General features: G+C 44.9%; 10 protein-coding genes. 4 read left to right on the forward strand and 6 right to left on the reverse strand.

What is annotated here, in order from left to right; all coding sequences use genetic code 11:
- Window positions 1–138: 138 nt before the first annotated feature.
- Both ACQEXP_RS06045 and ACQEXP_RS06050 read left to right on the forward strand, forming a co-directional pair.
- Window positions 139–567: an acyl-CoA thioesterase gene (locus ACQEXP_RS06045; protein WP_426968804.1), complete on the forward strand. Its 429-nt coding sequence runs from the start codon at window positions 139–141 to the stop codon at window positions 565–567.
- A 119-nt stretch (window positions 568–686) separates the two neighbouring features.
- Window positions 687–1391: a DUF445 domain-containing protein gene (locus tag ACQEXP_RS06050; RefSeq protein WP_426968806.1), complete on the forward strand. Its 705-nt coding sequence runs from the start codon at window positions 687–689 to the stop codon at window positions 1389–1391.
- Window positions 1392–1422: 31 nt separating this feature from the next.
- On the opposite strand, the gene ACQEXP_RS06055 is transcribed toward ACQEXP_RS06050, so the two are convergent.
- The 6 genes from ACQEXP_RS06055 to ACQEXP_RS06080 all read right to left on the reverse strand — a co-directional run bounded on the left by ACQEXP_RS06055 (window position 1423) and on the right by ACQEXP_RS06080 (window position 8802).
- Window positions 1423–1899 (reverse strand): Lrp/AsnC family transcriptional regulator, encoded by a 477-nt coding sequence (locus ACQEXP_RS06055; protein WP_426968808.1) that lies wholly within the window; start codon window positions 1897–1899, stop codon window positions 1423–1425.
- Between the two features lie 100 nt (window positions 1900–1999).
- Window positions 2000–2233 carry a hypothetical protein gene (locus tag ACQEXP_RS06060; RefSeq protein ID WP_138970882.1) on the reverse strand — a complete coding sequence of 78 codons (234 nt, stop codon included), beginning with the start codon at window positions 2231–2233 and terminating at the stop codon, window positions 2000–2002.
- Between the two features lie 167 nt (window positions 2234–2400).
- On the reverse strand, window positions 2401–3888 hold the full coding sequence (gene putP / locus ACQEXP_RS06065) for a sodium/proline symporter PutP (protein ID WP_269375130.1): 1488 nt from the start codon (window positions 3886–3888) through the stop codon (window positions 2401–2403).
- A gap of 68 nt (window positions 3889–3956) precedes the next feature.
- Window positions 3957–4655 (reverse strand): 1-pyrroline-5-carboxylate dehydrogenase, encoded by a 699-nt coding sequence (locus ACQEXP_RS06070; RefSeq protein ID WP_426968811.1) that lies wholly within the window; start codon window positions 4653–4655, stop codon window positions 3957–3959.
- 24 nt (window positions 4656–4679) lie between these two features.
- Entirely contained in the window at window positions 4680–7799 is a 3120-nt protein-coding gene (gene putA, locus ACQEXP_RS06075; protein WP_426968813.1) for a bifunctional proline dehydrogenase/L-glutamate gamma-semialdehyde dehydrogenase PutA, read from the reverse strand.
- Window positions 7800–7986: 187 nt separating this feature from the next.
- Window positions 7987–8802, reverse strand: coding sequence for an AraC family transcriptional regulator (locus tag ACQEXP_RS06080; RefSeq protein WP_426968815.1), 816 nt, complete (start codon window positions 8800–8802; stop codon window positions 7987–7989).
- Window positions 8803–9297: 495 nt separating this feature from the next.
- On the opposite strand from ACQEXP_RS06080, the gene ACQEXP_RS06085 reads away from it, so the two are divergent.
- The gene (locus tag ACQEXP_RS06085; protein ID WP_269375134.1) at window positions 9298–10395 is read left to right on the forward strand and encodes a PEGA domain-containing protein; all 1098 of its coding nucleotides are present in this window, start codon (window positions 9298–9300) and stop codon (window positions 10393–10395) included.
- A 141-nt stretch (window positions 10396–10536) separates the two neighbouring features.
- Window positions 10537–12363, forward strand: coding sequence for an SUMF1/EgtB/PvdO family nonheme iron enzyme (locus ACQEXP_RS06090; RefSeq protein ID WP_426968817.1), 1827 nt, complete (start codon window positions 10537–10539; stop codon window positions 12361–12363).
- Window positions 12364–12465: the final 102 nt, after the last annotated feature.

The following is a 12465-nucleotide window of genomic DNA, read 5'->3' on the forward strand; positions in this document are numbered from 1 at the left end:
AGTGCAGACTCATCTCCGTGACGAACATTTCAGTTGCACCGCCTTGTACCGAACAACTGGGATCACAAACTGATAACAATTTCTGCACAGGCTCGCACTTAGCCACTAGAATAAAAGCTCAGTTTAAGGAGATGTAACATGGAAGAACTACTGGCCGAATTTGCTACAGTAACGAAAATTCAGGTGGCTTGGGGCGAGATGGACGCTTTGCAACACGTCAACAACGCGGTTTATTTTCGCTACTTTGAAACAGCAAGACTCGACTACTTCAACAAAATCAATCTGCTCGTTAACCTAAAACAAAACCATATAGGTCCTGTGCTTAGCCACACCGAATGTCGATACAAAGCGCCGGTAACTTATCCAGACACGCTGTTAATTGGCTCTCGTGTCACTGACTTGCAAGACGACCGATTCACAATGGAGTACCAGATCGTGAGTGAGAACACTGGTAAAGTCACGACCGTTGGTTCAGCCACTTGCGTCATGTTTGACTTTAAGCAACACACCAAAGCTTCAATACCTGAAAACATCAAACAAGCTATTTTATTAGCCGAAGAGCGATGATCTCAAAACCCTAGTTTCGATTTGGCGATGTCATCAGAGCGCCAAATCAATTTGTGTGACATCTCATATTTGACTTGGTATATACTCCTCTCCATCGTTAATAAACACCTTATTTGTCAATGAACAAGAGCTTACTAACCAATCTTATCGCACTCGCTTTACTCGCAGGAGGCTATCAAGCAGACAACCAAATTGCCTTATACGCTGGGCTATTTGCGTTTTCAGGCGCCATCACCAACTGGCTTGCTATTCATATGCTATTTGAAAAGGTTCCAGGTCTCTATGGTTCCGGTGTTATTCCTGCGCGTTTTGAAGAATTTAAATCAGCAATCAAGACACTGATGATGGAGCAGTTTTTTACCCAAGAAAACATCGACAAGTTCTTAAGCAGGGAAATGGCTGGCGGCAAGTCCCTTAACCTTGAGCCTGTGATTGAAAAGATAGACTTTAACCCAACGTTTGACTCACTCGTTGAAGTCATCGCTAACTCTCAATTTGGTGGCATGCTGGCGATGTTTGGTGGCACAGAAGCGCTCCAACCTATGAAACAACCTTTTGTCGAGAAAATGAAACTAGCGATTGTCGACATGAGTCAGAGCGACACCATCAAAGATGCCTTAAAAGAACAGTTTGAAGCCCCAGCGATGATGGATGAAATACGCACTAACGTTGAGAACATCATCGATCAGCGCCTCAATGAACTCACACCCAAACTGGTTAAGGAAATCGTTCAGAGAATGATCAAAGAACACCTAGGCTGGTTAGTCGTTTGGGGGGGAATCTTTGGTGGCATTATTGGCATAATTTCATCTTTTATTGCTTAAAATTGAAAAAGGAAGCTGTAAGCTTCCTTTTTTATAGTTTCGAAATGAGATCTGCATTAACGCCAAAGCTGGTCTTATGCTCTTCAATAACCACTTCACTGCGAGTTTGAATCACGCCGGGCAAAGTCCCTAATTTCGTCGACATAAAGTATTGATATGCTTTCATATCCTTTACACGCACCTTAATCATGGTATCGAAGTCACCTGATAGCGAATAACACTCTTCAATTTCTGGCATGTCCGCCACTGCTTGAGCAAACTTTTCAAATATTGAAAAACTGGTTTGATCCAAACGAATATGAATGAACACTTGTACATCCAAGCCAAGCTTTTCTGGATTTAGCTCAGCATGGTAGCCCGTAATATAGCCTTCTTTCTCCAATCTTTTTACCCGATCAGAACAAGGAGAGGTGGTTAAGTTAACTTGCTTGGCGAGTTCAACAATAGGAAGTCGGCCTTTCAGATTCAAGGCGCGTAGGATCTCACGGTCAATTCTATCTAAATCCATTAACGGCTCATTAAGTTGTTATAGATGCTGAAGGTATTCTAAAACAAAAGCACCGAGCCACAGATAGCGATCGTTGAGTTAGCGATAAATTATGTGAAGGTTATGCGATTTTTGCGTCAGAAAAAGCGTCTTGCGCGGTCACAACTTCTGTTTGGCTATTGCAGACTCTGCAAAAGGCCTGCTTTTCCATTTTTACGTAGTGATCACCTTGGAAAACGGTGGCAAAGAAGTTCGCCATATTTTTAACTACCGAATTATTCTGCGTCTCACAACGCTTCATGACAATTTTATGTGCAGTTTTTTTATCACAACAATGGCAGTACATGTGAGGCATTTCCGTTCGTCCTAAGTGTTAGCGTTATTGATAACTGACATATTTTGGAACCTAGAGTTCATTAAATTCAAACATTAGTTTAGAAAACGTGAGACAAGTTCAATAAATAGTCAATAGACAACAAAAAAGCCCCTAATTTAGGGGCTTTTCACTCGAACCAATATCAATTAGTCCAGTTCAGCTAAGTGCTTTTTGAACGTCTTGTGCTGCGCTTTTACAGCCTCTTCCGGCTCACCAGTCGTTAAACTTACACCAACGATTGCAAGAGTCGAGAAAATGATACCAGGGACAATTTCATAAACGTCGAACCAGCCACCTGATAACTGCTTCCAAATAACGATAGTCACACCGCCAACCACAATACCCGCGAGTGCACCATTACGGTTCATTCTTTCCCAGTAAAGGCTAAGGATTAGCGCAGGACCAAATGCAGCACCAAAACCAGCCCATGCGTAAGAAACCAAGCCAAGCACTGAGCTGTCAGGTGTCATCGCTAAAACTAGCGCAACAACTGAGATACCAACGACGGCAATACGGCCAACCATAACAATCTCTTCAGAGCTCGCGTCTTTCTTAAACACTTGCTTGTAGAAATCTTCTGCCAACGCTGAAGAGGAAACCAGTAACTGAGAATCCGCAGTGCTCATTACCGCCGCAAGAATGGCAGCAAGTAGGATACCGGCAACAACAGGGTGGAACAAAGAGTTAACTAGAAGCATAAAGATCTTCTCGCCATCATCAATGCTGACACCAGAGTTTGTCACATAAACTAAGCCAACTAGACCTACTAGAATCGCCCCTGCCATGGATAGCGCAGTCCAGATCACCGCAATACGACGAGCCGTTGTCAGATCTTTATTTGAACGAGATGCTTTGAAACGCGCAAGGATATGCGGCTGACCAAAGTAACCTAGGCCCCAAGCAACCAGAGAGATAATCGCAATCGCAGAAAGTGGTTCACCTTTAGAGTCATTCCATAGCGTTAATAGCTGTGGGTTAATCGCCGCAAGATCATTGCTAAGCTGACCAAAACCACCTTCCAACGCAGTAATTGGAACGATCATCAGTGCCGCTGCCATCAGCAGACCTTGCACTAAGTCAGTCCACGATACCGCAAGGAAGCCACCGAATAGCGTGTAAGAGACGACGCAAACGGTACCAATGATTACCGCCGTTGAGTAATCTAGGCCAAAGACTGTTTCAAATAATTTTCCGCCTGCAACCAAGCCTGAACTGGTGTAGAAAAGGAAGAATAAAAGAATAAAGAAAGCAGAAATAACCTGAATCAGTTTAGATTTATCGTTAAAACGACGAGATAGGAACTCTGGTAAAGTCAGTGCGTCAGTCGTGATGCTGTAAGTACGAAGACGTTTAGCATTAATTAACCAGTTCAACCATGTACCTACCAATAGACCGCCCGCTAGCCAAAATGCTTCGATGCCTGCTGCGTACGCATAACCCGGCAGACCAAGCAGAAGCCAACCACTCATATCCGATGCACCTGCGGAAAGCGCCGCCGGCCAAGGGCCTAATGAACGACCACCAAGAAAGTAGTCGCTTGAATTTTTTGTACGCTGGTATGCGATGACACCAATGGCAAGCATCAACACCAGATACGCAATAAACGTGGTTGTAATAGCAAAGCTATTTTCCATGTGATTTGTCCTCTTTTGAAAGATCGCCTTCCCTGAATGCCCTCAATACGAGGGCAAATCAATGAAGTTTAGTGGGCTTCGTTTCCGAGCTCTAGCAAGGTCGCGTTACCACCCACTGCTGTTATATTTATTGTTCTTGTACGCTCAGTGATAAAACGGAGCGCCAAATGAGGATCGTGGGCAACAGGTATGCTCACAAGATCCGTTTCAGACGTCAGGCTTACAATAGCGCCCGAACGTTTAGCCAGTTGGCGGTTAATCGTCCTTTCCACCTCTGGATTTCCAACATAACCGATGCTTCGCACGTCCGACTCGAGCAACTGATGATAAGCATCATATGCTGCGAACTGGACAAGGTGAGTTGGAAGTGAAGACTGAACATAAGCAGCCTCTAACACTTGGCAAAGCTCCGCATCATCACTGCATAAGATGACACTATTACCCGCGATCAGCGCAGCCGTTAGTTGCGCAACGACGGATAGCTTCGCTTGCTCTTGAACATCATCCTGAATCACAAGAGCCACACCACGACCTGCGGTGTAAAGTTCGTTGGTTTCGCCTGTAGGGCCGACCAGATGATGGGTATCAGCAATTAATGCCGACGCTTGATCAATATGGTACGAAACGACCGAAGCCAACTCAGGCTTAACTTGTTGTAAAGCCTGTTTAAAAGCGAGTAGGCACTCACTTTTAGAATCAAAATTAGTTAAATTCCAGTTTTCCCAAGCAGAGAAAGCGTCAGAAAAACGAGTTACTTGATGAACCATAATTACTTCTCCTTGCTCACTCGATTAACAAAACTGTGTTTGTGTAAAACGGTAAAGATAGTGTGGACCACCCGCTTTTGGTCCAGTACCTGATAGGCCTTGACCACCAAATGGCTGTACTCCTACGACCGCGCCGACTTGATCACGGTTGATGTAGCAGTTGCCAACACGAGCATGCTTTTCAATCCAGCGGTAAGTAGTTTCATTGCGGCTATGGATACCCATGGTTAAGCCAAAACCGGTATTGTTTATCTGCTCAACCACTTGAGTGAGTTCGCTCGCTTTGAATCGAACGATGTGCAAGATCGGGCCAAACTGTTCTTCTTTAAGACAAGAAATATCACGGATTTCAAAGGCTGAAGGTGCAACGAAGTCACCGTTTTCATGTTCATCAGTAAGCACCAGTTGAGCGACTTTCTTCTCTGTTTCAGTCATAAACTCGATGTGCTTTAACAGTTTGCTCTTAGCATTGGCGTCGATAACCGGACCAACATCTGTCGAGTGAAGATAAGGTTTACCTACGCTTAGCTCCTCCATCGCACCTTGGATCAGAGCAACAATACGATCGGCAATGTCTTCTTGAACGTATAGAACGCGCAGCGCACTACAACGCTGACCCGCAGAAGCAAACGCAGAGCGAATCACATCTCTCACCACTTGTTCAGGTAGTGCTGTACTGTCAACAATCATTGCGTTTTGACCACCCGTTTCAGCAATCAAAGGCACTGGAGCGGCATCACGTTCTGCTAATGTTTGGTTAATGCGCTGCGCCGTCGCTGTTGAACCAGTGAAAGCAACACCTGCGATGGCTGGATGCGACGTCAGAGCCGAGCCAATTTCAGCGCCACGGCCTGTTAATAGCTGAATCGTCCCTGCTGGGAATCCTGCATCGAGCATCAGTTCAACCGCACGTGCTGCGATTAAGCTGGTCTGTTCGGCTGGTTTCGCCACAACCGTATTTCCTGCAACCAAAGCGGCTGTCACCTGACCAAGGAAAATTGCCAGAGGGAAGTTCCATGGGCTAATACAAACGAAAACACCACGACCTTGACGAGACACTTGACGAGTCTGCCCATCAAAACCGTTAATGGTTAGTTCGCCTAACGCGTCCACTTGCTTAGCGTAGTAACGACAGAAATCAACCGCTTCACGCACTTCATCGATACTGTCATGAATCGTTTTACCTGCTTCCTGATGACAAATCGCAACAAACTCTGCAAGATTCTCTTCCAACAGATCAGCGAGAACCTCTAGCTTCTCTGCGCGTTGGGCTTTTGGCGTTGCTTGCCAAGCTGGGAAGGCCTGCTCAGCACCTTCAATCGCTGCCGAAACATGCTCAAGCGTAGCGAACGCAACCTGACCCACCTGAATACGACGATCGTAAGGAGCGGTGACTTGTTCTGTGTTGATGTTTTCCTTGATCATGCTTTCGGCAAACATGTCGCCATTGATGATCGGACCCGCTAGCCACTGCTTGCTTAGAAAACTCTCTACTTCATGTTCAAACGGCTTAGCTTCGCTCTCGATATCAATGTTGACACCCAAAGAGTTCTTGCGCTCGTTAAACACGTTGGTTGGTAGAGGAATGCTTGTGTTGTAGAAAGAATCAAACGCGTTAAGCATATCTACTGGATGCTGTGTCAGTGTTTCGACAGGGCAACGAGCATCGACCAAGCGATGAACAAATGAACTGTTTGCACCATTTTCCAATAAGCGGCGAACAAGATATGGCAGCAGATCTTTGTGGCTACCAACGGGTGCATAAATGCGCACTGATTGTTGGTAGGCTGACATCGCATGGTTGTAAAGAGAATCGCCCATGCCATGCAGACGCTGGAATTCGAAATCTTTATGCTGAGCCATCACAGCAATCGATGTGACTGTCTGAGCATTGTGACTCGCAAATTGCGGGAAGATATTACCGCGAACATGTTGACTCAAAAGGAATCGAGCACAAGCTAAGTAAGCCACATCGGTCGCTTCTTTGCGCGTATAAACAGGGTAGTTAGTATAACCAGCCTGCTGTGACCATTTGATTTCACTGTCCCAGTAAGCACCTTTTACAAGACGCAGAGGAATCATATCGCCCTGCTGCTTCGCTAAGCCATTTAGCCAAACCAAAACAGGAAGCGCTCGCTTAGAGTACGCCTGAACCACTAGACCAAACTTACCCCAGCCCTTGACCAATTCACTTCGGTACACTTTTTCGAACAATTTGAGGGACAGCTCTAGGCGGTCTGCCTCTTCAGCATCAATGGTAATTGCGACGTCAAGCTCAACCGCACGACGGAGCAATTGCTGCAAAGTGTCGTATAATTCGGTCAGAACGCGTTGTTCATTCGCGACCTCATAACGAGGATGAAGTGCTGAAAGCTTAATCGACACAGAAGGCGCTGGACTCACATCTGCAGCATAGTCATCACGGCCTACCGCTTCGATGGCCATTAAGTAATCTTTGAAGTACTTATTTGCGTCAACAGTGGTAAGCGCCGCTTCGCCAAGCATGTCATAAGAATACGTGAAGCCCTTGTCGCGCATGTGACGACCATTTTTCTGTGCCTCGGCAATGGTACGGCCAAGTACAAACTGGTGTCCCATGACTTTCATTGCCTGATGCATCGCCTTACGGATCACAGGTTCGGACATCTTGTTGACTAGTCGGTTAACCGCACTTACCGGACTTTGAGATTCGCTATCAGAAAGACCAACAACTTTACCTGTAAGCATTAAGCCCCATGTAGACGCATTAACAAAAACGGAATCAGAATTTTTCAGGTGTGATTTCCAATCTGCCACAGTAAGCTTGTCACGGATTAAAGCATCGGCTGTCGCAGCGTCAGGAATACGCATCAAAGCTTCAGCAAGACACATCAGCAGAATACCTTCTTGAGTATCAAGGCTGTACTCCAGTAACAGAGCGTCAATCATCTGAATGGACTTTTTGTCAGCACGAATCGTATTGATCAAATCCGTCGTTTTGATGGCAATCTGCTCTTTCTCTGACTCAGTGGGTGTTGCTAATGGCAGTAGTTGGTTAAGCCATTGTGATTCGTCCACCATATAAAGTGGCGAGATCAACGACCAAAGTTTTTCAAGCGGTTGCTCGACAAACTCAGCGTTTAACACATTAGTCGCTGTAAACATGCGTTTTCCTCAATCTCACACCTGAAATCATTTCAGGTTTTCTACAATGGCATGCAGTGTATTTTGAGCTTGAGAAGAATACTTGTCAAAAACTCCGAGTTTTTTGCTAAAAACTCTGAATATTAACAAAACAAAAACAGAGTCACACTCAATTAAGTAAAACTTTATATCGTTTACGTTAGCTTATTTAACCAAATCGTTTCTTGTACTGAGAAGGTGAAATACCTTGAAGACGGGAAAAAGTATGAGTAAAGGTGCTTTGACCTGAAAATCCAGTGAACTCGGCGACCTGTCCCAAAGTGAGATTGCCCTGCTCTATTAGCTGCTTCGCCATGTCGATTCGCTTGCCCAGCACGTACTGGTGAGGGGTAATACCCATCTGTTCTTTGAATAAGGAGTGAAACTGACTCTCGCCTAAGAACACACTGCCTGCGAGCTGCATCACTGAGATCCTCTGATTCATGTGCTGTTCGATATAGCGATCTATCGCTTCAAGATCGAAGCGCGATTCTTTACGACTCGCTTCAAAGGCCGACATATGGCGCTGTAATAAAGCCACAACCGTATCACTGCAAGCTCGGCTTAGCAGCAAGTCATCTGGGCTAGAATGCATCTCAGACACTAGCATCTGGATAAGCTTCTGGATTTGAGTGTTCAGCTGAAAGTAGGTCTCTTTCTGGTTAAGCTCGTTAAGCCGCTGCATCATCAAAGCGTCAGATTGCGAGGGAACAGGCATATTGAGTACCAGAATATCAGATTGACCAACGACACCACCAAATGCGTGCCCTGAACCGGATGTCACGACGCAACCTTGCCCAGGACCGACCATATTACCGTAGCCACCAACTTCAAACTCCGCTTGACCACGTAAACCGATCACCACCTGAGTATAGTCGTGCGCGTGACATTCCATATACGAAGGCAACGTAACCAATTGAGCTGGTTTTGGTGACAATTCTTTGGCAGTGGATGATTCACTTAGCGGCTTATTGGATGATGACATAGAGACACACAGTCAAATTACATGTTCGATAAGCCATGATATACCAGAAGTGACGCAACTCGAAAATTGTATTGTTTGATTATAAAAATGGTTGCATTTACCATCGTCAACAAACAGAAAATTATCGGGGCGAACTGCTGAAAATCTGGTCATTTGTCGTACTGGAAGAATGATCAAGTGCACATAAATTACGGCTTATGTCACTTCTATCGATTTTCGTTATTCCTGATCGAGAATCTTTACTTGCATATTTCTTCAATCAGCCCAAAATGGATGATGTAACACCTAAGTTTATCTCGATTTATGATAAGCTTAGGTAATTCGCTCTATTAACTAGTGTGAATAGAAGGAAGAAATAGACCTTTTCAAGGCACCTTTGCAATGGACTGTCAAAAGTTTGTCTTTTTTTCTATATAAAGTGCACTATTTCAATGATATGCACTAAGTTTGACTATTTTTTTATTGGTTATTAAACGTTAATTGTTGCAGGGACTTATGATCATACGTCGCATGCCAGCGCTTTTGCTTGCGCTAAGCCCTCTTTGGGTTTCGACTTCGATTTTCGCAGAAGAAAATGTACAGGGTGATCCTGTTTCTGAAATCGAAGTTAAGTTAGAAAATAAAGAAGCAGAAATGGGCACGATGGCTGCGGAGTTTAACTCTGAAGCTGATCGTCTCCAACAACTTCAGAATGATAGAACTAAGCTGAAACGCAATGAGGAAGAACTCAATGCGAAGCGCAATCGCACTAAGTCAGCTCTGGACAAACAGTATAACCGTCTTTTAGATGATCCAGATATCGACCTAGTTTCATTCCAGAAAGCTTACCAAGATGTTTGGACTGAAGTGAAAGATAACCAGTCTGCGCTATTGGAAAACCAACAAGCGATAACTGAAAGTGAAATGCGCCTCTCACAAGTAAAACAGAAGCAAGCACGTCTAACTTCTGAGCTTTCTTACTTACAAGAGCAGAAAGTGGAAGCGCGTGTAAAACGTATTTCTGCTGAGCTACGTGAAAGTGATGTTCTCGAAACAAGTTACAAAACAACTTGTTCATCGACCATGACTTTGGGCGAGTGTGCTAGCCAGGGTCAATACCTGACTAAACAGAAAGCCGTCAAAGCGTTCAAAGCAAAACTGATGGATCGTTTGACGGAGTCAAACCTAGCTAAGCAAAATGCCAAAGGCGTTCAGTTGAATGTTCATGTTCAAGAGAGCCAGCTCATCCGCTCTGGTTTTGAAGGCAACAATAGCTACTTCACTCAAATGCAATCGCAATTGCAGGCGCGTCCAGAGGCCTCAGCAGCTTGTAAACTACTTAACGTTTCAACTCGTTACTGTCTAAAAGGCAGTGAAGAAGAGAAAACCGCTAAGAAAGACAAGAATTGGGTGAATGTGACCGTTCGTTCAGATCAATATGATGATTCCGTAGTTATCAATGGCATTAACTATGGCAGCACGCCAGTAGAAGTTGTTCTACCACGTGGCCAACATCAAGTTACAGTGTCGAAAAATGGTTTTCAGACATACAATCGCGTGATCACTGTCAACGCAAATGACACGGTTTGGGTTAAGCTACGTCCAAATGGATAACGGCTAAAAAAACCTACCGGATTCACAAAGATGAGCTAAAACGCCATTTTGATCCTAAGTTATCAACGGATAACTTAAGACAAGATGGCGTTTTCGTTTAAAATACCCAATTAATCAATAATTAGATGTAGAAGAAAGACGATGCGTCCAGGTTTATCAATCCTTTTATTAGCATTATCTCCTTGTTTGCTTTTATCTCCCGCTTCCGCAGAGGAAGCGAAGATGTCGGTTATTCAGATCGACGATAAGCTTTTTAGCAAACACGATGAGTTAAAGTCTGCACAAAAAGCCTCAGACGAGCAGCAAGCTCTGTTCAATAAGCAGCAAGCCGAATTAAAGTCTCTGCAACAAACGGCAGAGTCTCTTGATAAGTCGTTTGCGAGTGCCAAGAATAAGCTTGAAATGGATTATCAACGTATGATTGATGATCCCAATGTTGACCTAGCTGCATCTCAGAAGGCCTATCAAGATGCTTGGTCGTCAGTTAAGCAAAATCAAAAGGCACGCCTTGACGCTGAACAAAAGCTTGAGGAAGAGCGAGCGAATCTTGCTACTCGTAAAGCGGAAGCCGATGCAATTAAGGTTGCTATTGCAGAATTGGACGAACAAAAACTTCGCGCCAGAGTCGAACAGCTCAAGCTTGAACTGGAACAGTCGCAGAAAATTTCGGTCAGTTTCACTAACCGCTGCCAAGCCTCTTTAACTTTGGCGCAATGTGATCAGCAAACCAAAGAGCTAGCTTTGCAGAAAGCGGTTAAGCAATTTCGCGGTGAGATTGTTGAGCAAACCAGCGAAAGTTCACTGGTCAAGCGCAATATCAATGATGTTGCTCTTAACATCCACGTTGTCAAGCACATTACTACCGAACAGGGCTTCTACGATGGTGTTCGTTACCGAACACTAATGGATGTAGAACTTGAGGCTCGCCCTAAAGCCAAAGTGGCATGTGAGCTTCTGCAAATCGATAGTCAATACTGTTTTGCGCCTGGAGCGGCAGGAAACCAGCAGTTCCAAGATGACCAAGAGATCGCTTGGGTCACACTCGCTATTCGCTCTAACCAATACAACGACAGCGTAACGATCGATGGCGTTTCTTATGGCAGCACTCCTGTAGAAATCATGCTACCAATAGGTATCCACGACATTACGATCGAGAAAGAAGGCTACAAGTCATACAGCCAACAACTTTCCGTTAACGCGGATACGTCTTTACGTGCGGTACTGACTGAAAAAGCTAACCCGCTACGCGCTGGTGCTAAATTTGCTGATGGCTTGGCAAGCAGCGGTCACGCACCGGAATTGATCACCATTCTCCAAGGTACTTACTACACTGGAGAGAAAGCTTCTAACCAAGTTTCCCTTGATCATGCTTTCGGTATTGGCGCGACACCAGTCACCGTCAGTCAGTTTGCAACCTTCGTTGAACAAACCAATTACCAAACCGATGCCGAGCTAAAAAACACCTGTACCACGCTAGCTCAAGGCGAAGTAACACCAATTCCAAACAGCAGTTGGCGAGATCCTGGGTTCAAACAATCACCTAATTCACCGGTTGTGTGTGTGAGCCAAAACGATGCTGTCTCTTACACTAATTGGTTGCGTAAGCAGACTGGTGCTTCTTACCGTCTACCAACAGAAGAAGAGTGGGAAATTGCGGCGCGTGCTGGCAGCCAAGATAAATACTGGTGGGGTAATGAATTTGCACCAGGTGAAGCAAACACTGGCTGGAGTGGCACTCCTTGGTCAAACCAAAGTACTGCGCCCGTAAGCGCTTTCAAACCTAATCAGTTAGGCGTATATGATGCGGTGGGTAATGTTTGGCAATGGACAAGCAGCCCGAGAGGCATTGCGAAAGGTGGTGCGTGGAACTTCTCACCAGATATGGCCGCAGCAGACAAGCAGCTATACCTTTCACCATTCTCTGCCGCTAACTACTTAGGTTTCCGAGTCGTTAGAGACATCAACTAGTTATATTAAGGGGGGATTTCCCCCCTTTTTATCTTATTCCCTTCAGATACAATCATTAACGAGTTGGATTTATCCATCCTCCTCGGTATCAATTGATATGTC

The sequence above is a fragment of the Vibrio sp. TRT 1302 genome, assembly GCF_050113875.1.
GTDB lineage: Bacteria > Pseudomonadota > Gammaproteobacteria > Enterobacterales > Vibrionaceae > Vibrio.

What these genes read in the sequence shown, in the direction of transcription:
- ACQEXP_RS06045 (WP_426968804.1), top strand. Translation starts at nt 139, where the DNA reads ATGGAAGAACTACTGGCCGAATTTGCTACAGTAACGAAAATTCAGGTG.
- putA (WP_426968813.1), bottom strand. Translation starts at nt 7,799, where the DNA reads ATGTTTACAGCGACTAATGTGTTAAACGCTGAGTTTGTCGAGCAACCG.
- ACQEXP_RS06080 (WP_426968815.1), bottom strand. Translation starts at nt 8,802, where the DNA reads ATGTCATCATCCAATAAGCCGCTAAGTGAATCATCCACTGCCAAAGAA.
- ACQEXP_RS06085 (WP_269375134.1), top strand. Translation starts at nt 9,298, where the DNA reads ATGATCATACGTCGCATGCCAGCGCTTTTGCTTGCGCTAAGCCCTCTT.
- ACQEXP_RS06070 (WP_426968811.1), bottom strand. Translation starts at nt 4,655, where the DNA reads ATGGTTCATCAAGTAACTCGTTTTTCTGACGCTTTCTCTGCTTGGGAA.
- ACQEXP_RS06090 (WP_426968817.1), top strand. Translation starts at nt 10,537, where the DNA reads ATGCGTCCAGGTTTATCAATCCTTTTATTAGCATTATCTCCTTGTTTG.
- ACQEXP_RS06060 (WP_138970882.1), bottom strand. Translation starts at nt 2,233, where the DNA reads ATGCCTCACATGTACTGCCATTGTTGTGATAAAAAAACTGCACATAAA.
- ACQEXP_RS06055 (WP_426968808.1), bottom strand. Translation starts at nt 1,899, where the DNA reads ATGGATTTAGATAGAATTGACCGTGAGATCCTACGCGCCTTGAATCTG.
- putP (WP_269375130.1), bottom strand. Translation starts at nt 3,888, where the DNA reads ATGGAAAATAGCTTTGCTATTACAACCACGTTTATTGCGTATCTGGTG.
- ACQEXP_RS06050 (WP_426968806.1), top strand. Translation starts at nt 687, where the DNA reads ATGAACAAGAGCTTACTAACCAATCTTATCGCACTCGCTTTACTCGCA.